Genomic DNA, 22,047 nt, shown 5'->3' on the forward strand with positions numbered 1-22,047 from the left:
CCGCGCCCCTGAAGGGGCGCGGGGAACTGCGCGAGCAACCCACCACCGGCCCGCAGACGAACACCGGCCCAGGGGTGCAGCCCCCGGCCGCCCGCCAGAGGGCTTGAGGGAACGGGCGGGGTGGGGAAATCAGCCGCCCTCAGAACCCAGCGCCCGCTCCACCCCCCGCGCCACCCCCACCGCCACTTCCGCCCCCAGCGGCTCCCCCTCCCCGTCCGTCACATAGAACGCGTCCACCGCGTTCCCGCCCAGCGTCGAGACGTGCGCGCTGCGCACCCGTACCCCCGCGCGGTCCAGTTCGCGGCCGATGCGGTGCAGGAGGCCGGGGGCGTCCTGGGCGCGGACTTCGATCACCGTGGCCAGGCGGGACGCCGCCGGGGCGACCGTGACGCGCGGCGGCGGCGCGGCCGGACCGCGGCGGCGGGCCGCCTCGCGTTCGGCCAAGCGGGAGGGGAGGTCCAGGGAGCCGTCCAGGGCCCGGACCAGGTCGGCGCGGAGCCGGGCCGCCTGCGGGAGCGAGCCGTACTCCGCCGCCACCCGCCAGTCCAGCAGGAGGATCTCGTCGGCGAGGGGCGCGGGCAGCCCGATCGCCCGCAGCTCCGCCGTGCGTACCGTCAGGCGGTGCATCGCCAGCACCCCCGCCACCGCCGGCAGCACCCCCGGCTGGTCCGGGACCGCGATGAGGAGTTCGACGCCGAGCGGCTCACGGGCGCTCTCGTCGGCCGCCGTGTCCGTCTGGGCGCGCAGCGCGAGGACCGGGCCGCCCGTGCGGTGCGCCTCCATCGCGAGGCGCTCCTGCTCGGCCGTGGGAAGCGGCGGCTCGGGGTCCACCGGCTCCCCCGCCAGCACCGCCCCCACCCGCTTCACCAGGTCCGACACGAGCGAGCCGCGCCAGGACGACCAGGCCGCCGGGCCGGTGGCGAGGGCGTCGGCCTCGGTCAGGGCGTGCAGCAGTTCCAGCGTGGACGCGCTCCCGACAGCCTCCGCCACCGCCCGTACCGTCGCCGGGTCGTCCAGGTCGCGCCGGGTCGCCGTCTCGACGAGCAGCAGGTGGTGGCGTACGAGCGCGGCGACCACGGCCACGTCGTCCTTGTCGAAGCCGATCCGGGCGGCCACGTCGCGCGCGATGACCTCGCCCGCCACGCTGTGGTCGCCGGGCCAGCCCTTGCCGATGTCGTGCAGCAGCGCGGCGACCAGCAGCAGGTCGGGGCGGCCGACGCTGCGGGTGAGCGAGGAGGCCTGTACGGCCGTCTCCACCAGGTGGCGGTCGACGGTCCAGGTGTGCACGGCGTTGCGCTGCGGGCGGCAGCGCACCCGCTCCCAGTCCGGCAGCAGCCGGGTGATCAGCCCCTCGGCCTCCAGCGCCTCCCAGACGGGCACGGTCGACTCGCCCGCGCCCAGCAGCGTCACCAGCTCCTCGCGGGCCTCGGCGGGCCAGGGCACCGGCAGCGGCCGGACCGCGGCCGCCAGGCGGCGCACCGCGTGCAGCGAGATGGGCAGCCCGGAGCGGGCGGCGGCCGCGGCGGCCCGCAGCGGCAGCACCGGGTCGCGCTCGGGTTTCGCGGCGAGCGCGAGCACCACCTCGCCGTCCTGCTCGACCACCCCTTCGGCGAGCGGGGTCCGCTCGGCGGCCGCCGTCCGGCCGCCGAGCAGACTCCGCAGCCGGGGCCGCGCCGAGCGGGCCCGCAGGACCCGCCCGACCTCGCGCCAGGTGACGTCACTGGCGTACGCGATGGTCCGCGCGGCCTCGTACACCTGGCGCAGCAGCACGTCCGCGTCCAGCACACCCAGCGCTTCGGCGACGGCGTCCTGCTCCTGGAGGGCGAGGCGGTCGGTGGCCCGGCCGGTGACCAGGTGCAGCGCGTCCCGGACGTCCAGGAGCCGCCGCCGGGCCTCGCCCAGGCCCTCGCGGGGCGCGTCGGCGAGCCAGGACGCGGCGACCGCGCGCAGGGCGGTGGCGTCCCGCAGCCCGCCGCGCGCCTCCTTGAGGTCGGGTTCGAGCAGGAACTGCAACTCGCCCTGGCGCTCGGCCCGTTCGCGGCAGAGCGCGTCGAGTTCGGGCAGCCGCTTGGGGGCGAGGTTGCGCCAGTCCGCGAGGACGGCGGTGCGCAGAGAGGCCGTCAGGCTCTGCTCGCCCGCCAGATGGCGGGCGTCCAGCAGGCCGAGGTGCACCTTGAGGTCGGCGGCCGCGGTCCTGCGGGCCTCGGCGGGGGTGCGGACCGAGTGGTCGAGGGCGAGGCCCAGGTCCCACACGGGGTACCAGAGGCCGTCGGCGAGCGCGGAGACGGCGCGCGCGCTCGCGCTGCCGTCGTGCACGAGCACCAGGTCGAGGTCGCTGCGGGGCGAGAGTTCGCCGCGCCCGTAGCCGCCGACGGCCATCAGGGCGGCCCCGCGCACCCCGGCCGCCCGGGCGGCTCCGGTGAAGAGCTGGGCCAGCCAGTCGTCGGTGAGCTCGGCCAGGGCGGCACGGCGCGGCGGCCCGGACCGCGCCTCCTCCTGGAGGAGGCGCAGCCGGGCCGCCGCATAGCCGCCGGATCCGGAGTCCTCTGTCTCTGTGCTGACTTCCACACGCGTCACCGGCAGCTCCTGTCCGTACCGAATCGGGGGACCAACTCAGAGGGCGTCGGGTCCGCGTTCGCCGGTGCGGACCCGGACCGCCGTCTCCACGGGCACGCTCCACACCTTGCCGTCCCCGATCTTGCCGGTGCGGGCCGCCTTGACCACGACGTCGATCAGCTGCTCGGCGTCGTCGTCCTCGACCAGGACCTCGATGCGGATCTTGGGGACGAGGTCGACGGTGTACTCGGCGCCGCGGTAGACCTCGGTGTGGCCGCGCTGGCGCCCGTATCCGCTGGCCTCGGTGACCGTGAGGCCGTGGACCCCGAAGGCCTGGAGGGCCTCCTTGATCTCGTCGAGGCGGTGCGGCTTGACGACCGCGGTGATCAGCTTCATGCGTCCACCTTCTTGTTCTGCGCTGCCTTCTCGCTCGGGGCCGGGGCGGGCGTGCGGGTGGCGGTGCCGCCGCCCGCGCCGCTGAAGTCGTACGCCGTCTCGGCGTGCTCGACCTGGTCGATGCCCGAGACCTCGTCGTCCTCGGGGACCCGCATCCCGATCGTCTTGTCGAGCAGGAAGGCGAGGACCGCGGAGACCACCAGCGAGTAGCCGAGGACCGCGCCGACACCGATGGCCTGCTTGCCGAGCTGGTCGAGGCCGCCGCCGTAGAAGAGGCCCTTGGCGTCGGACTGTACGCCGCCGGTGGCGAAGAGGCCGACGAGCAGGGAGCCGGCGATGCCGCCGACCATGTGGACGCCGACGACGTCGAGGGAGTCGTCGAAGCCGAAGCGGTACTTGAGGCCGACGGCCATGGCGCACAGCACACCGGCGATGACGCCGACGGCGATCGCGCCGAGCGGGCTGACGCAGCCGCCGGACGGGGTGATGGCGACGAGGCCCGCGACCGCGCCGGAGGCGGCGCCGAGGGTGGTGAAGGAGCCGTGGCGCAGCTTCTCGTAGCCGAGCCAGGCGAGCATGGCGGCGGCGGTGGCGACCTGGGTGTTGACGAACATCACCGCGCCGACGCCGTCGTCGTTGCCGAGCCAGGAGCCGGCGTTGAAGCCGAACCAGCCGAACCACAGCAGCCCGGCGCCGAGCATGACCAGCGGCAGGCTGTGCGGCCGCATCGGGTCCTTCTTGAAGCCGACGCGCTTGCCGATGACGAGGATGACGCCGAGGGCCGCCGCGCCCGCGTTGATGTGGACGGCGGTGCCGCCCGCGAAGTCGATGACGCCCTTCTTGAAGAGCCAGCCGTCGGAGGCCCACACCCAGTGCGCGACCGGGAAGTAGACGACCGACACCCACAGGGTGATGAACAGGGCCCAGGCGCTGAACTTGACGCGGTCCGCGAGGGCGCCGCTTATCAGCGCCGGTGTGATCACCGCGAACATCAGCTGGAAGACCGCGAAGACGTAGATGGGGACGGTGTAGCCGGGCCAGAGCTGGACGATGCCGATGCCGCTGAGCCCGAAGTAGTCCTTGCTCCAGCCGATGAACCCGTTGGACTCACCGAAGCTGAGGCTGAAGCCGTAGAGCACCCACAGGATCGTGACGATCCCGAGGCTGATGAAGCTCATCATCAGCATGTTGAGCGTGCTCTTGACGCGGACCATGCCTCCGTAGAAGAAGGCCAGGCCGGGTGTCATGATCATCACCAGCGCTGAGCAGATCAGCATGAACCCGGTGTTGGCGCTGGACAGCTGCGGCGTGTCAGCTGCGAGCGTGATGCCTGGGGGCATCGGCGTCTCCTCGTCGTCGGTACGGCGGCCCGTGCGGGGGCGAACGAGTGGCTGCGAAAGGGTGGGCCGTTATGCGCCATGAGGTTGGCGCAGCGCCGTTTCCGTCGATGCCGCACGATGTTTCGCCGCCGTGACGAAGAGGTCGGGCGTGTTACACGGACATGAACTGCCGGATCACCGTCCGGGCGACCGCTACCATCCGCGTACACGCGGACGGGTGACCGGCCGCGACGTCCCCCGGTTGACCTGGCGGGGGAGCCGAGTCGGGGTGTACGGGGTGGGCGTCGCGGCCGGCGTCCTGTATGCCGCCGTGGCGGCTCCCCAGGCGTCAGACGGCCTCGGCGGTCTCGGGAAGTTCCCGGCCGAGGAGATCGGTGAAGTGGACGACCTCGGCCACGTCTCCGAAGTCCCGCACGGCGGTGTCGACGGTCTTGCGCAGCCGGGTGTTGACCCGCTCGGAGCGGACGGTCTTGGCGACCTTCAGGGCCTGTCCGGCCAGCGCGGTGGACTGCTCGGGCTCGCGCTTGAGGAGGTGGACGGTGGCCATGCCGATCAGGTTCAGCGCGTACGACCGCTGGTGGACCTCGTCCTTGGCGAAGAGCTCGACCGCGCGCTCCATCACGGGCTCGGCGAGCGTCGCGTACGTGGGGCTGCGGCCTGCCACGTAGGCCAGGTCGCGGAACGAGTGCGCGTTCTCCCCGTTGAGCTCGGCCTCGGAGAAGAACCGGATCCAGTCGGGCTCCGGCTCGCCGTCGAGACCGGCGTCACCGAAGGTGTCCTCGGACATCCTGACGGCCCGCTTGCACTTGCTGGGCTGGCCCATGTTCGCGTACGCGCGCGCCTCCATCGCATACAGCATCGCCTGGGTGCGGGGGGTGGCGCAGTCGCGGCTTCCGTACTGGGCGAGGTGGATGAGTTCCAGGGCGTCGTCCGGGCGGCCGAGGTGGATCATCTGGCGGCTCATCGAGGACAGGATGTACGACCCGAGGGGCTTGTCGCCGCACTCCTTGGCGGCGTGCAGGGCGAGGACGAAGTACTTCTGGGCGGTGGGCTGCAGGCCCACGTCGTAGCTCATCCACCCGGCCAGTTCCGCGAGTTCGGCCGCGACCCGGAACAGGCGGCGGGCGGTGGCCTGGGGCTGCGGCTCCTGGAGGAGGTCGGTGACCTCGTGGAGCTGGCCGACGACGGCCTTGCGCCGCAGTCCGCCGCCGCACTGGGCGTCCCACTGGCGGAACATCTCGGTGGTGGTCTCCAGGAGGTCGAGCTCCGGAGGGGAGAGCCGGGAGGGGCGCCGGGCGTTGGCGGGCGTCTCCACGTTGATGGACTCGCCGGGCGGCGCGGGCACCAGCCAGCGCTGCATGGGCTCGATCAGGGCGGGCCCGGCCGACAGCATCAGGGAGGTGCCGAGGAAGCCGCGCCGGGCCAGCATCAGGTCGCTGCGCGAGTACTCGCTGAGCAGGGAGACCGTCTGGGGAGCCGCCCAGGGCAGGTCGACGCCGGAGACCGACGGGGACTGGTGTGCGGTGCGCAGCCCGAGGTCCTCCACGGCCACAACGCTGCCGAACCGCTCGGAGAACAGCTCGGAGAGGATGCGCGGGATCGGCTCGCGCGGCATCTCGCCGTCGAGCCAGCGGCGCACCCGGGAGGTGTCCGTGCTGATGTGGTGAGCGCCGAGCTGGCGTGCCCGCCGGTTGACCTGCCGCGCGAGCTCGCCCTTCGACCAGCCGCTCCGTACGAACCACGAACTCAGCTGTTCGTTGGGGCGCTTGCCGGCGCTCGTACCGCTAGCCCCACTGCCGCCCACTGGAACGCCCCCATTCAGCTCATGCCCTGTGCGTCTTCCGTGCCACTTCCACGTCACGCGAACCCCTCTCAGAATGCCGTGAGTCGGGGCTTCCTGTCCGCAGGGCGCGACCCTCCGGACGGTACAGCTCCTTGCCGTTGGCATACCCACGAGTGCGTGCGCTTCCAGGGTCCGTGTACTGAAAGTAATCCTACGATCACGTGTCCCGCGAGGCCGATTCCAGAAACGCCACCATTCGCCACCCCTTCGAATGAACTCCCTTGGCGCTGTGCACGATTCACTTGACACAGGTCAATCAGGAGTCGATGGAACGGTGCACGCCGGGGCGCGCGGACTGGTTCGCACCACCCCTCCTTCCACCGTGAGCCGTCGGGTGAGCAGTGCGCAATCAGGGAACTCCGGATCGTAACCACCGTCGAGTCAGATCCGTTGGAGGGGGCATGGGCTTCACGATCGGCGGCAGCCGGGGGATCCGCGAAATCCGCCCCGGCTCGCGACGGCGCGGCCGCGCGACGGAGGTCACCGCGGTGGCCGAGTACACGGGCCTGTGGGGCTGGGACGTCGCCCCGGGGGCCCGGGAGCTCTCCGGCCAGTGCTCCTGCGGCGACCCGGGCTGCCCGGCGCCGGGCGCGCACCCGCTGGACTTCGCGCCCGAGGTGCCGGCCGGCGCGACCCTGGACGAGGTGGGCAAGGCGTGGGCGGAGTGCCCGGGGGCGGCGGTGCTGCTGCCGGTGGGCCGCACCTTCGACATCCTGGACGTGGCGGCGTCCGCGGGGCGGCGGGCGCTGGTGCGCCTGGAGCGGATGGGGCTGCCGATCGGCCCGGTCTCGACCACCCCGGCGGGCCGCACGCACTTCTTCGTCGCGCCGGGGGCCGCGGCCGAACTGCCGCGCCTGCTCTACCGGATGGGCTGGGACGACGCGGACCTGGACCTGGTCTGCCCCGGGCCCGGCGCGCATGTGCCCGCTCCTCCGTCGGCGGACGTCCGCTGGCTGCGCGCCCCGTCGCTGGACACCGCGACCCGCCCCCCGGAGGCCCGCTTGCTGCTGGGCACGCTGGCGTACATCTGCCATAGGGCGCCGTCGTAAGAGCAAGACGAAAGGGCCCCGCCACAGTGGCGGGGCCCTTCATGGGATGCGCATACGTCACGGGGCGCCCCAACCCCCTAAGGGGCGCGGGGAACTGCGCGACCAGCCACAAACAACCCGCAGCCGCCAAGCAACAGAGGCACCCCGGACAGTGGGCGCCCTAGGGCCTGTCGTCAAATTCCCGTCTGTCCTGCGACGCCTGGCACGCACTCTCGCCGCACCGGGCGAAAGCCCACGTACGTCCAGTACGAGGGCTCTTGCCCGGCGCGCCGAGAGCACGCACCAGACGCCGCCGGACCGCCCTTCGGGCGACGACGCGAATGTGACGACAGGCCCTAGTCCCCAATAAGCGCGTCCACGAACGCGCCCGGCTCGAACGGCGCCAGATCGTCCGCGCCCTCACCGAGCCCGATCAGCTTGACCGGGACACCGAGCTCGCGCTGGACGGCGATGACGATGCCGCCCTTGGCCGTGCCGTCGAGCTTGGTCAGGACGATGCCCGTGATCTCGACGACCTCGGCGAAGACCCGGGCCTGGACCAGGCCGTTCTGCCCCGTCGTGGCGTCGAGGACGAGCAGCACCTCGTCCAGCGGGCCGTGCTTCTCCACGACGCGCTTGACCTTGCCGAGCTCGTCCATGAGCCCGGTCTTGGTGTGCAGCCGGCCCGCCGTGTCGATGAGGACGACGTCCGCGCCCTCCGCGATGCCCTCCTTGACCGCGTCGAAGGCGATCGAGGCCGGGTCGCCGCCCTCGGGGCCGCGCACGGTGCGGGCGCCGACGCGCTCGCCCCAGGTCTGCAGCTGGTCGGCGGCGGCCGCGCGGAACGTGTCCGCCGCGCCCAGGACGACCGACTTGCCGTCGGCGACGAGGACGCGCGCGAGCTTGCCGGTGGTGGTGGTCTTGCCGGTGCCGTTGACGCCGACGACCATCACGACGCCGGGGCTCTCCAGGCCGCCCTCGGTCTTGACCGTGCGGTCGAAGTCGGGGCCGAGCAGCGCCACGAGCTCCTCGCGCAGCAGGGTGCGCAGCTCGGCGGGGGTGCGGGTGCCCAGGACGCGGACGCGCTCGCGCAGCCGCTCGACGAGCTCCTGGGTCGGGGCGACGCCCACGTCCGCGGTGAGCAGGGTGTCCTCGATCTCCTCCCAGGTGTCGTCGTCGAGGTTGTCCCGGGACAGCAGCGTGAGCAGCCCCTTGCCCAGTGAGTTCTGGGAGCGGGCGAGCCGGGCGCGCAGCCGCACGAGGCGGCCGGCCGTCGGCTCGGGCACCTCGATCTCGGGCGCGGCGGGCGCCTCGGGAAGCGCCTCCTCGACCACGGCGGGGCCCGCCGGGGCCTCGGGGAGGGCGACCTCCTCGATGGCGCGGCGTTGCTCCTCGGCGGTCTCCGCGGCGTCTTCCCCGACGTGGGGCTCGGCGGGCGGGGCAGTGATGGTCGGCGTGGACGGCGGCGCCGTGGGCGGCAGCTGCTTCTTCTTGCGGCTGCTGACCACGAGCCCGCTGATCGCGCCGACCGCGACCAGGGCGATGACTACAGCAAGGATGACGAATTCCATAACGTCCCCAGTATCAGTCATGGGCCGCCGCGGGGCCCCGGTCGTGTCTTCGCATGAAGATCAAAGGGAATTATGGGGCAATCGTCGTATTAAGTTACGATGGAGGGGGAGGGATCAACGCGCGTAGAGTCCCCTGAGATGACCCCCACCGGCTCCCCAGAGCCGAGCGAGAGGCAACCCCCACCTCATGAGCACCACTCCCCAGTCCGAAGGCGCACTGGAAACCCGTGGCCTGGAGCCCGTCCCCGACAGCGAGCGCACCGCCAGAACGCGGGAGCTCTTCCCGACCTGGGTCGCCGCCAACATCAGCGTGCTGCTGCTCACGATGGGCGCGAGCCTCGTCGTGACGTACAAGCTGAACTTCTGGCAGGCGATGGTCGTCGCGGTCGCCGCGCCGCTCGTCAGCTACGGCCTCGTGGGGCTCATATCGATCGCGGGCAAGCGCGGTGGCGCACCCGGCATGGCGCTCTCGCGCGCCGTCTTCGGCCAGCGCGGCAATCTGCTGCCCGGCGCGCTGATCTGGGTGGCGCGCTGGGGCTGGGAGACCATCAACGCGGTCACCGGCGCCTACGCGATGCTGACCGTCCTGGACATCGTCCTCGGCGTGAAGAGCAACACCTTCCTGATCATCGTGACGCTGCTACTCTTCGTGGTGACGACCTTCGCGATCTCCGGGCTCGGCATCAACGTCGTGCAGAAGTGCAACAAGTACGCGACCTATCTCTTCGGCGCGTTCTCCGTGCTCGTGCTCGTCTACCTGGCCATGAACACCGACTGGAGCGCGGTCTTCGACCGCCCGGCGGGCAAGGTCTCGCTGATGGTGGCGGGCACCGGCCTGATCGCCGCGGGCGGCGTCAGCTGGATCCCGTCCGCCCCGGACTTCACCCGTTACCTGCCGCGTACCGCCTCCTCCAAGGCCATGGTCGCGAGCTCGGTCGGCGGCGCCGGGATCGTCGTCCTGCCGATGGTCCTGATGGGCGCGGTCATGGCGGTCTCCACCCCGGACCTTGCCTCGGCCGCCGACCCGGTCTCCTTCCTCGGCGAGATCCTGCCGCTGTGGATCGCGGTGCCGTACCTGCTGATCGCCCTGGTCGGCATGGTGCTCATCAACTCGATGTCGATGTACTCGGCGGGCTTCACCGCGCAGACCCTCGGCTTCAAGATCCCGCGCCACTGGGCGGTCTCGGTCAACGCCGTCATCTCGCTGGCCTTCGGCGGCGTGCTGATGCTGGTCGCCAAGAGCTTCATGGGCTCCTTCATCGCCTTCCTCTCGCTGCTCGCCGTCGCCTTCTCGGCCTGGGTCGGCGTCTTCGGCGCGGACATGCTGCGTCGTACGGAGTACGACGCGAAGGCGCTGCTCGACACCACCCCCACCAGCGCGTACTGGTACCGGGGCGGCTTCTCCCCCGCCGCCGTCGCCGCCTGGGCGGTCGGCCTCGGCTCGGGCCTGCTGTTCACCACCTCGGACTGGTTCACCGGCCCGCTCGCCTCGAACAACCCGGTCGGCGAGTACGGCCTGGGCTGGGTGGCCACCATCGTGGTCTCCGGGCTGCTGTACGTGGTCCTGCCGAAGCCCGCCGTCGTGGTCCCGGCCGAGGCGGACGAAAAGGCCGGGGAGCGCACACCCCTGGCTGTCTGACGCATCGTCAGCTACCGTCCCCCTCCACCGGATCCAGCCCGGCGGAGGGGGATTTCCCATGCCGTTCACGGTCGTACGCATGAACCTGGTGGCCCCGCACGAGCCGCCCGAGGCCCTGTCGGCCCGCTACCGCGCCGCGGTGGAGATGGCCGCGTACGCCGACGCGCACGGCGTCGACACCGTGCAGACCGAGGAGCACCACGGCACCGGCAACGGCTGGCTGCCCTCCCCGTTCGCCTTCGCGGGCGCGGTCTTCGGCGCCACCAGCCGTATAGCGGTCACGGTCTCGGCGATCATCGGCCCGCTCTACGACCCGCTGCGCCTCGCCGAGGACATCGCCGTCCTGGACCTGCTCAGCGGCGGGCGGCTGGTGACGGTCGCGGGGATCGGCTACCGGCCCGAGGAGTACGAGCAGGCGGGCGTCGAGTGGGGCCGGCGCGGCAAGCTCCAGGACCTGCTCCTGGAGACACTGCTCAAGGCCTGGACGGGCGAGCCGTTCACCCACGAGGGCCGTACGGTACGGGTCACCCCGCGCCCCTTCACCCAGCCGCACCCGATGCTGCTCGTCGGCGGCTCCTCGAAGGCGGCGGCCCGGCGGGCGGCCCGGCTGGGGCTGCCGTTCTTCCCGAGCGCGCATCTGCCGGAGCTCGAGGCGTACTACCGCGAGCAGCTGGCCGCGCACGGCACCGAGGGCTGGACGATGATGCCCGCCGAGAAGACGCCCCTGCTGCACCTGAGTGAGGACCCGGACCGGGCCTGGGCGCTGTACGGGGAGCACTTCCTGCACGAGGCGCGGATGTACGCGTCCTGGCAGTCCAAGGACATCCGCTCGGCGGTGCGGTCGGCCGCCGCCACGGTGGAGGAGCTGCGCGCGGAGGGCGTCTACCGGATCGTGACGCCCGGGGAGTGCGCGGCGCTGGGCGCCGAGAGCCTCGTCCTGCACCCGCTGTGCGGCGGGATGCCGCTGGAGGAGGGGTGGCGCAGCCTGCGCCTGTTCACGGACGACGTACTGCCCCGGCTCCATGGGTGAGCCGGGGCAGTACGCGTTCGAGGAGAGAGGGGCAGCGGGGATTAGCCCATCTCCTCCAACGCCTTGCCCTTGGTCTCCTTCACGTACTTCAGTACGAAGGGGATCGAGAGGGCGGCGAAGATCGTGTAGATCACATAGGTCGCGGACAGGTTCCAGTCGGCCAGCGACGGGAAGCTCGCGGTGATGGCCCAGTTGGCGATCCACTGCGCGGAGGCGGCGACGCCGAGGGCGGCGGCGCGGATCCGGTTCGGGAACATCTCGCCGAGGAAGACCCAGACCACCACGCCCCAGGACAGGGCGAAGAAGAGCACGAAGACGTGGGCGGCGACCAGGGCGATCCAGCCCTGGGTGGCGGGCAGCTTGCCGTCGACGAGGTCGTAACTGAAGGCCCAGGCCTCCAGCGCGAGGCCGGCGGCCATGCCGACCGAGCCGATGAGCGCCAGCGGCCTGCGGCCGATCCGGTCGACGAAGATCATCGCGATCACGGTGCCGACGATGTTGATGATCGACGTGGTGAACGAGTAGAAGAACGACTGCGAGGGGTCGACGCCGACCGACTGCCACAGCGTCGAGGAGTAGTAGAACGCGACGTTGATGCCGACGAACTGCTGGAAGACCGACAGGCCGATACCGACCCAGACGATCGGCTTGAAGAAGAACGTGCCGCCGAGCAGGTCCTTGAAGCTCGACTTGTGCTCGCTCTTCATGGCGTGCTCGATCTCGGCTACCCGGGCGTCCAGGTCGATCCCGTCGCCCTCGACCTCCTTGAGGACCTCACGGGCGCGCTCGTCGCGGCCGGCGGAGATCAGGAAGCGCGGGGACTCGGGGATCGCGAAGGAGAGCAGGCCGTACAGGACGGCGGGGATGACCATCACGCCGAGCATGACCTGCCAGGCCTCCAGGCCCATCAGCTGCCCGCGCTGCTCGCCGCCCGCGGCGTTGAGGATGCCCCAGTTGACCAGCTGCGAGATCGCGATGCCGATGACGATGGCGGCCTGCTGGAAGGAGCCGAGCCGGCCGCGGTACGCGGCGGGGGCGACCTCGGCGATGTAGGCCGGGCCGATGACCGACGCCATGCCGATGGCGAAGCCGCCGATGATGCGCCAGAAGGCCAGGTCCCACAGGGCGAAGGGGAGCGCGGAGCCGACGGCGCTGATGGTGAAGAGCACGGACGCGATCTGCATACAGCGGATGCGGCCGATGCGGTCCGCGATGCGGCCCGCGGTGGCGGCGCCGATGGCGCAGCCGATCAGTGCGACCGCGATGACCTGGGCGAGCGCCGCCGAGCCGATGTCGTAGCGGTCCCTGATGGCTTCGACGGCGCCGTTGATCACGGCGCTGTCGTAGCCGAAGAGGAAGCCGCCCATCGCGGCCGCCGCCGCGATGAAGATGACATGGCCGAGGTGCTCGGGGTGCGCCGTGCGGGCTCCCGAGGCCTTTGGCTGCGTGGTGCTGGACACGTGAACTCCTGGGGCCGCCCGGCAGCGTCGCCGGGCGTTGGGGGCACTTCAAGTGGCGCACAACTACGGGTCACCCACCACTTGAAGGTAAAAGCAACGTTGCAGAGACTATGCCTTCAAGTTTCGAAGTCAATAGGGGCAGACCTGTGAGTTGGGCGACCCTGGCGTGTTGCGCTTGTTCAAGTATTGAAGGTGAGCTAGCCGAGGACTAGCGAAGCCGCTGGCTGATGACCTTGGAGACGCCGTCACCCTGCATGGACACGCCGTACAGCGCGTCCGCGACCTCCATCGTCCGCTTCTGGTGCGTGATCACGATCAGCTGCGAGGACTCCTGGAGCTCCTGCATGATCCGGATCAGCCGCTGCAGATTGGTGTCGTCGAGCGCCGCCTCGACCTCGTCCATCACATAGAACGGACTCGGCCGCGCCTTGAAGATCGACACCAGCAGCGCCACGGCCGTCAGCGACCGCTCGCCGCCCGAGAGCAGCGAAAGCCGCTTCACCTTCTTGCCCGGCGGCCGCGCCTCCACGTCCACACCGGTGGCGAGCATGTTGGAGGGATCGGTCAGGATCAGCCGCCCCTCGCCGCCCGGGAAGAGCCGCGAGAAGACGCCTTCGAACTCCCTGGCCGTGTCCCGGTACGCCTCCGTGAAGACCTGCTCGACGCGCTCGTCCACCTCCTTCACCACCTGAAGAAGGTCGGCCCGGGTCTTCTTCAGGTCCTCCAGCTGCTCCGAGAGGAACTTGTGCCGCTCCTCCAGCGCCGCGAACTCCTCCAGCGCGAGCGGGTTGACCTTTCCCAACTGCTGGTACGCCCGCTCGGCTGACCTCAGTCGCTTTTCCTGATCCGCGCGGTCGAAACGGGTGGGCCGGTTGCGCGGGTGGTCCGGGTCCTCGGGCAGCTCCTCCCCCTCGGCGGCCGGGGACGGGGGAACCGGCTGGTCGGGGCCGTACTCGGCGACCAGCCCGGCCGGCTCCACCCCCAGCTCCTCCAGCGCCTTCGTCTCCAGTTGCTCGATCCGCATCCGCTTCTCGGCACCGAGTACCTCGCCCCGGTGCACCGAATCCGTCAACTTGTCGAGCTCGCCCTTGAGGTCGCGGCCGGTGGCCCGGGCACCCGCCAGGTCCTGCTCGCGCGCGGCCTTGGCGGCGTCGAGAGCGGCCCGCTCCCGCTCGGCCCGCACCACGGAGACCTCGACGTGGGCGAGCAGGGTCCGCGCGCCCGCCGCCACGGCCGCCGCCACCCGCGCCTCGTGGCGCAGCCGGGCGCGCCGCTCCTCGGCCCGGGCGCGGGCCTCGCGCTCCGCGCGGGCGCCCCGGTCGAGCGCGTCGGCCCGCCCGGCCAGGCCCTTCACCCGCTCCTCGTGGGTACGCAGCTGGAGGCGGGCCTCCATCTCGGTCTGACGGGCGTTGGCCCCGTCGGCGGCGAGCCGGTCCCGTACGGAGGTGTCCGGCTCCTCCGCCTCTTGCCCGGAGGGGCGGTTCTCCTCGGCCACGAGCAGCCGCTCGGTGAGCTCCTCTGCCTCCTCCAGCGCCTTCTCCAGGGCCTCCTGGGCGCGGGCCGCGGCCGCCGCCGTGCGCTCGGCCTCCCCGGCGGCGCCGCGCGCCTGCCCGGCGAGCCGCCCGAGCTGCTGGGCGACGGACGACTTCTCGCGGTCGGCGGCCCGGCGCCGCTCCGCCAGCTCCTCGACGCGCTCGGCGCACTCCGCCCGCCGCTCCCCCGCCGTCCGCTGAGCCTCGGCGAGCTCCTCGCAGCTCACGGCGAGCTCCGCGAGCTCGGCGGCGGCCTCGTCGACCGACGCCTGCACCTCCAGCAGGCTGGGCGCCCCGGCGGAGCCCCCCTGCGCGAAGTAGGCCCCGAGCAGATCGCCCTCGGCGGTGACCGCGGTCAGCCCCGGCTGCGCGTAGACGAGATCCTCGGCGTCCTCCAGGGTGCCCACGACCACGACCCCGCGCAGCAACTTCCGTACCGCGGGCAGCAGTTCCTCAGGCCCCCGCACCAGATCCGCCGCGGACGGCGGCCCGCCCGGCCGTACGGGATCGGGCTCCCGCGGGCCCGGCAGCCCGCCCACCAGGAGCGCGGCCCGCCCGGCGTCCTGCTTGCGCAGCAGCCGGATCGCCTCGGCGGCGGTGGCCGGGCCCGACACCGCGAGCGCGTCGGCGGCGGCGCCCAGGGCCGCGGCCACCGGGACCTCGTATCCGGGCGCGACCGTGAGCAGGGCGGCGGCGGGGCCGAGCAGGCCCTGAAGCGAGTCCTGGGCGGCGAGCAGCGCGCCCGTGCCGTCCTTGCGGCGCAGGCCGAGCGCCAGCGCGTCGTGGCGGGCGGCCACGGCGGCACGTTTCCGCTCGGCGGCCGTGACCGCCTCGCGGGCGGCGGCCAGGGCCGTCTCGGCCCCGGCGAGCTCGCGCTTGGCGCGCTCGTGCGCCTCGCCCAGCTCGTGGTCGTCCGCGTCCAGGCCGTCGACCTCGGCCTTCAGCTGTTCGTACTCCTCCTGGGCCAGCGCCGCCCGCTCGCCCGCCTCGTCGCGCGCCGCCGCCAGCCGGTCGATCTCCGCCTGCGCCGAGCCCGCCCTGCTCCGCGCCGCGTTGACCTGTCCGTGCAGCCGTGCCAGGCCCTCGCGCCGGTCCGCGATGGCCCGGGCCACATCCCTCAAACGACGCTCTTCCAGCGCGAGTTCCCGCTCCAGGTCGGCGCGGTGGGACGCGGTGTCCTCCAGGGCACGCTCGGCCGCCTCGCGGGCCGCCTCCAGCTCCGCCTCCTGTTCCCGGATCCGGGCGGCCTCGCGCTCCATGTCCTCCGGGTCGCGGCCCCGGCGCTCCTCGGACGGCTGGGTGGTGGCGCTGTTCACGCGCGCGTCCGCGAGCGAGACGGTGCCCCGCACCCGCTCGGCCAGCCGCGACAGCTCGTACCAGGTCTGCTGGGCGTTCTGGAGCCGGGGCGCGAGCCTGCGGACCTCCTCCTCCAGCTCCGCCTCGCGCGCGAGGGCGGCCTTCAGCTCGGCCTCGGCGCTGTCCTTGCGCTGCTTGAGCGCCGCCTCGTCCTCGATCTCGGCTCGCAGCGCCTCGCGCATCCGCACCAGGTCGTCGGCGAGCAGGCGCAGCCGGGCGTCGCGCAGGTCGGCCTGGATGACGGCGGCCCGGCGGGCGACGGCGGCCTGCCGGCCCAGCGGCTTGAGCTGGCGGCGCAGCTCGTCGGTGAGGTCCTGCACGCGCGCGAGGTTGGCCTGCATCGCGTCCAGCTTGCGCAGCGCCTTCTCCTTGCGCTTGCGGTGCTTGAGGACGCCGGCCGCCTCCTCGATGAAGGCCCGGCGGCCCATCGGGTCGGCGTGCAGCACCGAGTCGAGCTGGCCCTGCCCGACGATCACGTGCATCTCGCGCCCGATGCCGGAGTCGGAGAGCAGCTCCTGGATGTCGAGCAGCCGGCAGGTGTCGCCGTTGATCTGGTACTCGCTGCTGCCGCCCCGGAACATGATCCGGGTGATCGTGACCTCGGCGTACTCGATGGGCAGGGCGCCGTCGGAGTTGTCGATGGTGAGGGAGACCTCGGCGCGGCCCAGCGGCGGGCGGCCGGTCGTCCCGGCGAAGATGACGTCCTCCATCTTGCCGCCGCGCAGCGACTTGGCGCCCTGCTCGCCCATGACCCAGGACAGCGCGTCCACCACGTTGGACTTGCCGGAGCCGTTGGGGCCCACCACACAGGTGATGCCGGGCTCGAACTTCAGTGTCGTCGCGGAAGCAAAGGATTTGAACCCGCGCAGGGTGAGGGCCTTGAGGTGCACGCCGTCGGACTTTACTCTCCGCGCCGGGCCCGGCCCCGGGAAGGCGCAGCCCCGGCGGTTTCACCTCTGGCCACGCAGGGCACACCGGATGAGAAAGAACGCGCGGGGCGGAGGGGCCGTGCGAGCCGGGCAAGAAAGAAGGGACGCCAAGGCGTCCCTTGCATATCTATCTCGGGAGAGTGGATCTCACCTACGGGCCTTCGCAGTGCTCCCGATCAGGTGAGCGCAGGCTCCGCCTGGGGTACGTCGATGTCGATGCCTTCGAGCAGCGAGTCTCCGCGGTGCGAAGCAACGGCAGCGGACAGCGCGTCCTTCTCGGACTGGATCCGTACGAGCTCGGACTCGAGGTCCTGGACACGCTGCTGGAGCCGTCGCATCTCGGCGAGGAGTCGCGGGTCGGAACCGCCGACGTAACCGAGAAGCGCCTTTGCCATGATGGATGGTCCTCCACAATGAGTGACCGACCGAAGCGGTGTGGGTCGTGAGGGAATCGCACCCGCGGTGTTTGGATTCGACTGCGGTTCTTCATGCCAAACAGCTAAGGTGCGCGGGGCTTCCAGCGTCTCACCAAAAAGTTTGACGGTCAACACGATCACGCCCCGTATCGGCGGGCAATCCGGGGGCCGTCCGGCCGGGACGCACCCGGCGAGGCCTCTCCTCGGAGCCCTGGGGGCGTGGAGATCATCCTTCTAACGGCAGCCTTGCACGCCGGAGAGCGATTGGCAACAACGAAGTCGTACGAGGTCAGGGGCCCCGGACCCGGACCGACCGACTGGTACGCGACGTCCGGGCTCCCGCACGGGCGGGCGGGCCGTCCTAGCGGATCGCGAAGCCGTCGTAGCCGCCGCGCGGCACGTCCCAGATCTCGGTGACCCCGGCGACCCTGCCGGGTGTGTCGCCGTCCCTCAGCCACTCCAGCAGACGGTGGCATTTATCACGCGGCCCCTCGGCCACCACCTGCACCCTGCCGTCGTCGAGGTTGAGCGCGAACCCGACGAGGTCGCCGATCTCCAAAGCGTTTGCCCTGGTGAACCAGCGGAAGCCCACTCCCTGTACTCGGCCGCGTACCCAGGCGGTGAGCCGTGCATCTTCGTTCATGGGTGCACGCTAACCGGCCAATAGCTCACGGAGCACTTCGCCCTCACGCGTCATGGCGTACAGTCCCGACGCAATGAGCCTCACCCGTTCGGAGCAGTCTCCGTCGCCCCGCGACGGGGCCCGGGGCTCAGGGACCACAGCACTGAAGCAATGAGGGAGGCCCGCAGATGGGACGCCATCGTCGCTCCGCCGCGCCCGCCAAGAAGCGGTCCGCCGTGCCCGTGCGCACCGGACTGCTCGGCGCATCCGCCGCCGTGGCGGTGGGCGCCGTAGCCATAGCCTCCGGCCTGCTGCCGGGCGGCTCCTCCTTCGAGCTCAACGGGGGACCCACGGGCGAGCACGTCCAGGCCGGCGGCACCTCCGACCTGCGCCAGCAGGGCGGCGAGGCCGTGAAGCCGACGAGCGCGGCCCCCTCGGCGCCGATCACCTCGCCGAGCACCCACGCGCCCCTCACCTCTCCCTCGGCCACGCCTTCACAGAAGCCGTCCTCTCCCGCGCCGACGCCGACGCCGACGCGGGAGAAGCCGTCCGCCCCGGCGGCCCCGGCGGCCCCGCCGAAGACGGCCACACCGTCCGCGCACCCGTCCAAGGCGACGGTCGTGCCGCAGCAGCGGCAGATCAAGGCGCCCACCGCCGAGCAGGCGGCCGCGGCCACCGTGGTCTCGCTGGTGAACCAGCAGCGCGCGCAGGCCGGGTGCAGCCCGGTGAAGGCCGACGCCTCGCTGGCGGCGCTGGCCACCGCGTTCAGCGACGACATGGCGGCGCGCGGCTTCTTCGACCACACCGACCCGGACGGCAAGAGCCCCTGGGACCGGGCCGCGAAGGCGGGCATCGGCAACCTGGGCGGCGAGAACATCGCCCGCGGCCAGGCGGACGCCAAGGCGGTCATGGAAGCCTGGATGAACAGCCCGGGCCACCGGGCGAACATCCTGAACTGCGACTACAAGACGCTCGGCGTCGGGGTGCACCTCGGCGAGGGCGGCCCGTGGTGGACGCAGGACTTCGGCTTCTGACCCCGTACGGCACCCGTACGGCACCCCATACAGCACCCAAGACACAGCGCTAACTTCCGGTTAGCGCTGTGTCTTCGTATGGCGGTCGTCGTAGGGTGAGAGGCATGGAAGAGACCGTCACCGCCAACCCCGCCGACCCCGCCGACCTGCCGTTCGACGTCTTCTCCAAGGCGTGCCCCTCGCGCGGCACCCTGGAGCACGTCACCGGCCGCTGGGGCAGCCTCACCCTGGGCGCGCTCCACGAGGGGAGCTTCCGCTTCAACGAGCTGCGGCGGCGGGTCGACGGCGTCAGCGAGAAGATGCTCTCCCAGACGCTCCAGGCGCTGGAGCGCGACGGGCTCGTCCACCGCGAGGCCCAGCCGACCAACCCGCCGCGCGTCGACTACACCCTGACCCCGCTGGGGTACGAGGTCGCCGAGCGCCTGCTCGGTCTGATCCACCTGATGGAGGACCGGATGCCGTCGGTACTCGAAGCGCGCGAGCGCTACGACACGGGGCGCGGCGGGCGCTGACAGCGCGGGGTGCCGTCGGTACTCGAAGCACGCGAGCGCTACGACACGGGGCGCGGCGGGCGCTGACAGCGCGGGCAGAAGTAGCTGGACCTGTTCATCCAGGGGCGCCGGCGCATCGCGGTGCCGCACCGGCGGCAGGGCTCGCCCTCGCGCCCGTACGCGTCGAGCGACCGGTCGAAGTACCCCGACTCCCCGTTCACGTTGACGTAGAGGCTGTCGAAGCTGGTGCCGCCGACGGCGAGCGCCGCGTTCATCACGTCCCTTACGTGGCCGAGGAGTTCGGCGGACTTGGGGCGCGTGAGGGTCCAAGTGGGGCGCTCGTAATGCAACTTGGCGCGCCACAGCGCCTCGTCCGCGTAGATGTTGCCGACGCCGCTGATGAGCGACTGGTCGAGCAGCGCGCGCTTGACGGTCGTACGCCGCAGCCGCAGAGCGGTGAAGAAGGCGTCGTCGTCGAAGAGTTCGTCCAGCGGGTCGCGCGCGATGTGCGCGATGACGTCGGGCAGCCCGTCGGGGGTGTTGTCGTGGAGCGAGAGCCCGCCGAAGGTCCGCTGGTCGACGAAGCGCAGCTCGGTGCCCGCCTCGTCCTGGAAGCGCAGCCGGATCCGCAGGTGCTTCTCGTCGGGCGCCGCCTCCGGCTGGACCAGCAGCTGCCCGCTCATCCCGAGGTGCCCGAGCACGGACTGGTCGGTGTCCTCCAGCGGCAGCCACAGATACTTTCCGCGCCGCCGGGCCACTCCGATGCGGTGGCCCTTGAGGCGGGCCGCGAAGTCCACCGCGCCGGCCGGGTGGCGGCGCACGGCCCTGGGGTGCAGCACCTCCACGACGTCCACGGTCCGCCCGGCCACCCAGCGCTCCAGACCCCGCCGCACGACTTCGACCTCGGGCAGTTCGGGCACAGGTTCCTCCGGAGGGGCGGGTGGTTGCGGGGATGACCGCAGCGTATCCCCGGCGGTGGGGCGGCCCCGGCCCGGGCACGGAAAAACCCCTGCCCGTACGGAATCCGTACGGGCAGGGGCTCAGGAAACGGTCACGCTGCCGGGTCGGCGGCGGGGGTCGGCGTCCCGCCCTCCGGCTCGGCGGCGGGGGCCTCGGCCTCCGCCTTCGCGCGTGCGATCCGCTCGTCCGCCGACGCGCGGATCGCGCGCCATGCGGACTCTGCGGCCTGCTGCTCCGCTTCCTTCTTGCTGCGGCCGGTGCCGGTGCCGTACGAGACACCACCGACGCGGGCGGCAGCAGTGAAGGTCTTCTCGTGGTCGGGACCCGTCTCGGAGACCAGGTACTCCGGAACGCCGAGGCCTTCGGCCGCGGTGAGCTCCTGGAGACTGGTCTTCCAGTCCAGGCCGGCCCCGAGGCTCGAGGACTTCTCGATCAGGGGGTCGAAGAGCCGGTGGACGAGCTCGGAAGCCGCCTCAAGACCCTGGTCCAGATAGACCGCGCCGATCACCGCTTCCAGGGTGTCGGCGAGGATGGAAGCCTTGTCCCGGCCGCCCGTGCCCTCTTCGCCCCGGCCGAGCCGGATGAAGGAGCCGAGGTCGAGCCCGCGGCCCACCTCCGCCAGCGCACGAGAGTTGACCACCGCGGCCCGGAGCTTGGCCAGCTGGCCTTCCGGGAGATCGGGGTGGGTGCGGTACAGCGTGTCGGTGACGACAAGTCCGAGCACCGAGTCCCCGAGGAACTCGAGCCGTTCGTTGGTCGGCAGACCGCCGTTCTCGTACGCGAACGAACGATGGGTCAGCGCACGCACCAGAAGGGCGGACTCAAGGTGATACCCGAGCCGCCCTTCCAGAAGCGTGTGGGACGAGGCCGAGTTGTTGTCGCTACTGCCCGCCTTCTTGGCGCCGGCATTCGACAGATCAGACATCGGGCCTCTCACCAGCCGCTCAGACCTCGAGGACCTGGCGCTTGTTGTAGGTGCCGCAGCTCGGGCACGCGATGTGCTGCTGCTTCGGCTCCTGGCAACGCTCACACGAAACCAGGGTGGGGACCGCAGCCTTCCACTGCGACCGGCGGTGGCGCGTGTTGCTGCGCGACATCTTCCGCTTCGGAACAGCCACGGCTACTTCTCCTGCTTCTCGGCGGCGCGCTGCACGTCAGAGGCAGTGCCGCTCATGTTGTCCTTCTCGCCGTCCTGGATGGTCCCGGCGAGTCCTTGCAGTGCCGCCCAACGGATGTCGACGGCATCGTGGTGGTGGTCGGGGTCGTCCTCGAGCCTGAATCCACACGTGGAACACAGGCCGAGGCAGGTCTCCCGGCACACCGGCTGCATCGGCAGTGCGAGCACTACCGCGTCACGCAGCACCGGCTCGAGGTCGAACAGTCCGTCCTCGAGCGGGATGACGTCCTCGTCCTCGGCGTCGTCGGCCGGCTCCGCATGCTTGCTGCGGCCCCGGTCGTCGGCGTCAGGGTACGAGAACAACTCCTGGAAGTCCGCATCGAGCGCGAGCTCCAGCGGCTCCAGACACCTTACGCACTCCCCCTCGGCCGATGCACGGGCGGTGCCTGTGACAAGCACCCCTTCCATGACCGACTCCAGGCGGAGCTCGATCTCCACGGGCGCGCCCTGGGGCACTCCGATGACGCCGTCGATCCCTAGATCGGCGGGCGCCTCGACCGTGCGGGAGATCCGCTGGAGCGCACCGGGACGCCGACCCAGCTCGCGTGTGTCGAACACGAGAGGGTTGCGGTGGTCAAGGTGCGTGCTCAGGGTTCTTCCCGCTTTCGGATCGTGGAGGGTGGCCGCCAGGCGTCGCCGTGGGTGCGGCGATGCGCGGGCAGCGTTG

Annotated in this window: 18 protein-coding genes; 5 read left to right on the plus strand and 13 right to left on the minus strand. The window is 71.8% G+C overall.

Annotated elements, in window-relative coordinates; genetic code table 11:
* Window positions 1-129: 129 nt before the first annotated feature.
* The 4 genes from AB0G17_RS13805 to AB0G17_RS13820 all read right to left on the minus strand — a co-directional run bounded on the left by AB0G17_RS13805 (window position 130) and on the right by AB0G17_RS13820 (window position 6,096).
* Window positions 130-2,577: a [protein-PII] uridylyltransferase gene (locus tag AB0G17_RS13805; RefSeq protein WP_361380642.1), complete on the minus strand. Its 2,448-nt coding sequence runs from the start codon at window positions 2,575-2,577 to the stop codon at window positions 130-132.
* A 36-nt stretch (window positions 2,578-2,613) separates the two neighbouring features.
* Window positions 2,614-2,952: a P-II family nitrogen regulator gene (locus AB0G17_RS13810; protein WP_004924863.1), complete on the minus strand. Its 339-nt coding sequence runs from the start codon at window positions 2,950-2,952 to the stop codon at window positions 2,614-2,616.
* Entirely contained in the window at window positions 2,949-4,292 is a 1,344-nt protein-coding gene (locus AB0G17_RS13815) for an ammonium transporter (RefSeq protein WP_361380645.1), read from the minus strand. Before AB0G17_RS13815 ends, AB0G17_RS13810 begins: the two co-directional genes overlap by 4 nt.
* A 328-nt stretch (window positions 4,293-4,620) precedes the next feature.
* Entirely contained in the window at window positions 4,621-6,096 is a 1,476-nt protein-coding gene (locus tag AB0G17_RS13820; RefSeq protein WP_361380648.1) for a hypothetical protein, read from the minus strand.
* Between the two features lie 440 nt (window positions 6,097-6,536).
* On the opposite strand from AB0G17_RS13820, the gene AB0G17_RS13825 reads away from it, so the two are divergent.
* Entirely contained in the window at window positions 6,537-7,184 is a 648-nt protein-coding gene (locus AB0G17_RS13825) for a bifunctional DNA primase/polymerase (protein ID WP_361380651.1), read from the plus strand.
* A 335-nt stretch (window positions 7,185-7,519) separates the two neighbouring features.
* Here the strand turns inward: AB0G17_RS13825 and ftsY are convergent, their stop codons facing one another.
* Window positions 7,520-8,734 carry a signal recognition particle-docking protein FtsY gene (ftsY, locus tag AB0G17_RS13830; RefSeq protein WP_361380654.1) on the minus strand — a complete coding sequence of 405 codons (1,215 nt, stop codon included), beginning with the start codon at window positions 8,732-8,734 and terminating at the stop codon, window positions 7,520-7,522.
* A 187-nt stretch (window positions 8,735-8,921) separates the two neighbouring features.
* On the opposite strand from ftsY, the gene AB0G17_RS13835 reads away from it, so the two are divergent.
* Together AB0G17_RS13835 and AB0G17_RS13840 are read left to right on the plus strand one after the other, a co-directional pair.
* Complete coding sequence (locus AB0G17_RS13835; protein ID WP_361380657.1) at window positions 8,922-10,373, plus strand: cytosine permease; 1,452 nt, start codon at window positions 8,922-8,924, stop codon at window positions 10,371-10,373.
* A 58-nt stretch (window positions 10,374-10,431) separates the two neighbouring features.
* Window positions 10,432-11,403, plus strand: coding sequence for an LLM class flavin-dependent oxidoreductase (locus tag AB0G17_RS13840; protein ID WP_361380660.1), 972 nt, complete (start codon window positions 10,432-10,434; stop codon window positions 11,401-11,403).
* A gap of 41 nt (window positions 11,404-11,444) precedes the next feature.
* On the opposite strand, the gene AB0G17_RS13845 is transcribed toward AB0G17_RS13840, so the two are convergent.
* The 4 genes from AB0G17_RS13845 to AB0G17_RS13860 all read right to left on the minus strand — a co-directional run bounded on the left by AB0G17_RS13845 (window position 11,445) and on the right by AB0G17_RS13860 (window position 17,739).
* Window positions 11,445-12,863: a sugar porter family MFS transporter gene (locus tag AB0G17_RS13845; protein WP_361380663.1), complete on the minus strand. Its 1,419-nt coding sequence runs from the start codon at window positions 12,861-12,863 to the stop codon at window positions 11,445-11,447.
* A 208-nt stretch (window positions 12,864-13,071) separates the two neighbouring features.
* Window positions 13,072-16,641: a chromosome segregation protein SMC gene (gene smc, locus AB0G17_RS13850; protein WP_361380666.1), complete on the minus strand. Its 3,570-nt coding sequence runs from the start codon at window positions 16,639-16,641 to the stop codon at window positions 13,072-13,074.
* 215 nt (window positions 16,642-16,856) lie between these two features.
* On the minus strand, window positions 16,857-17,075 hold the full coding sequence (locus tag AB0G17_RS13855) for a hypothetical protein (RefSeq protein WP_067164723.1): 219 nt from the start codon (window positions 17,073-17,075) through the stop codon (window positions 16,857-16,859).
* Window positions 17,076-17,457: 382 nt separating this feature from the next.
* Window positions 17,458-17,739, minus strand: coding sequence for an acylphosphatase (locus AB0G17_RS13860; RefSeq protein WP_361380670.1), 282 nt, complete (start codon window positions 17,737-17,739; stop codon window positions 17,458-17,460).
* A 167-nt stretch (window positions 17,740-17,906) separates the two neighbouring features.
* Between AB0G17_RS13860 and AB0G17_RS13865 the strand changes: the two genes are divergently transcribed.
* Window positions 17,907-18,752 carry a CAP domain-containing protein gene (locus AB0G17_RS13865; RefSeq protein WP_361380673.1) on the plus strand — a complete coding sequence of 282 codons (846 nt, stop codon included), beginning with the start codon at window positions 17,907-17,909 and terminating at the stop codon, window positions 18,750-18,752.
* A gap of 104 nt (window positions 18,753-18,856) precedes the next feature.
* Window positions 18,857-19,264, plus strand: coding sequence for a helix-turn-helix domain-containing protein (locus AB0G17_RS13870; RefSeq protein ID WP_361380676.1), 408 nt, complete (start codon window positions 18,857-18,859; stop codon window positions 19,262-19,264).
* A 38-nt stretch (window positions 19,265-19,302) separates the two neighbouring features.
* On the opposite strand, the gene mutM is transcribed toward AB0G17_RS13870, so the two are convergent.
* The 4 genes from mutM to AB0G17_RS13890 all read right to left on the minus strand — a co-directional run bounded on the left by mutM (window position 19,303) and on the right by AB0G17_RS13890 (window position 21,971).
* Window positions 19,303-20,163: a bifunctional DNA-formamidopyrimidine glycosylase/DNA-(apurinic or apyrimidinic site) lyase gene (mutM, locus tag AB0G17_RS13875; RefSeq protein WP_361380679.1), complete on the minus strand. Its 861-nt coding sequence runs from the start codon at window positions 20,161-20,163 to the stop codon at window positions 19,303-19,305.
* A gap of 131 nt (window positions 20,164-20,294) precedes the next feature.
* The gene (gene rnc, locus AB0G17_RS13880) at window positions 20,295-21,128 is read right to left on the minus strand and encodes a ribonuclease III (RefSeq protein WP_361380682.1); all 834 of its coding nucleotides are present in this window, start codon (window positions 21,126-21,128) and stop codon (window positions 20,295-20,297) included.
* Between the two features lie 19 nt (window positions 21,129-21,147).
* Window positions 21,148-21,321 (minus strand): 50S ribosomal protein L32, encoded by a 174-nt coding sequence (gene rpmF, locus AB0G17_RS13885; RefSeq protein ID WP_026165248.1) that lies wholly within the window; start codon window positions 21,319-21,321, stop codon window positions 21,148-21,150.
* A 2-nt stretch (window positions 21,322-21,323) separates the two neighbouring features.
* Entirely contained in the window at window positions 21,324-21,971 is a 648-nt protein-coding gene (locus AB0G17_RS13890) for a YceD family protein (protein ID WP_361381170.1), read from the minus strand.
* Between the last annotated feature and the right edge of the window lie 76 nt (window positions 21,972-22,047).

This window comes from Streptomyces sp. NPDC023838 (assembly GCF_040639555.1).
Lineage (GTDB): Bacteria > Actinomycetota > Actinomycetes > Streptomycetales > Streptomycetaceae > Streptomyces.

Bases quoted from the DNA above. Each gene is read 5' to 3' on its own strand.
- AB0G17_RS13810 (WP_004924863.1), bottom strand. From the start codon at position 2,952: ATGAAGCTGATCACCGCGGTCGTCAAGCCGCACCGCCTCGACGAGATC.
- AB0G17_RS13815 (WP_361380645.1), bottom strand. From the start codon at position 4,292: ATGCCCCCAGGCATCACGCTCGCAGCTGACACGCCGCAGCTGTCCAGC.
- AB0G17_RS13825 (WP_361380651.1), top strand. From the start codon at position 6,537: ATGGGCTTCACGATCGGCGGCAGCCGGGGGATCCGCGAAATCCGCCCC.
- ftsY (WP_361380654.1), bottom strand. From the start codon at position 8,734: ATGGAATTCGTCATCCTTGCTGTAGTCATCGCCCTGGTCGCGGTCGGC.
- AB0G17_RS13835 (WP_361380657.1), top strand. From the start codon at position 8,922: ATGAGCACCACTCCCCAGTCCGAAGGCGCACTGGAAACCCGTGGCCTG.
- AB0G17_RS13840 (WP_361380660.1), top strand. From the start codon at position 10,432: ATGCCGTTCACGGTCGTACGCATGAACCTGGTGGCCCCGCACGAGCCG.
- AB0G17_RS13855 (WP_067164723.1), bottom strand. From the start codon at position 17,075: ATGGCAAAGGCGCTTCTCGGTTACGTCGGCGGTTCCGACCCGCGACTC.
- AB0G17_RS13860 (WP_361380670.1), bottom strand. From the start codon at position 17,739: ATGAACGAAGATGCACGGCTCACCGCCTGGGTACGCGGCCGAGTACAG.
- AB0G17_RS13865 (WP_361380673.1), top strand. From the start codon at position 17,907: ATGGGACGCCATCGTCGCTCCGCCGCGCCCGCCAAGAAGCGGTCCGCC.
- AB0G17_RS13870 (WP_361380676.1), top strand. From the start codon at position 18,857: ATGGAAGAGACCGTCACCGCCAACCCCGCCGACCCCGCCGACCTGCCG.
- rnc (WP_361380682.1), bottom strand. From the start codon at position 21,128: ATGTCTGATCTGTCGAATGCCGGCGCCAAGAAGGCGGGCAGTAGCGAC.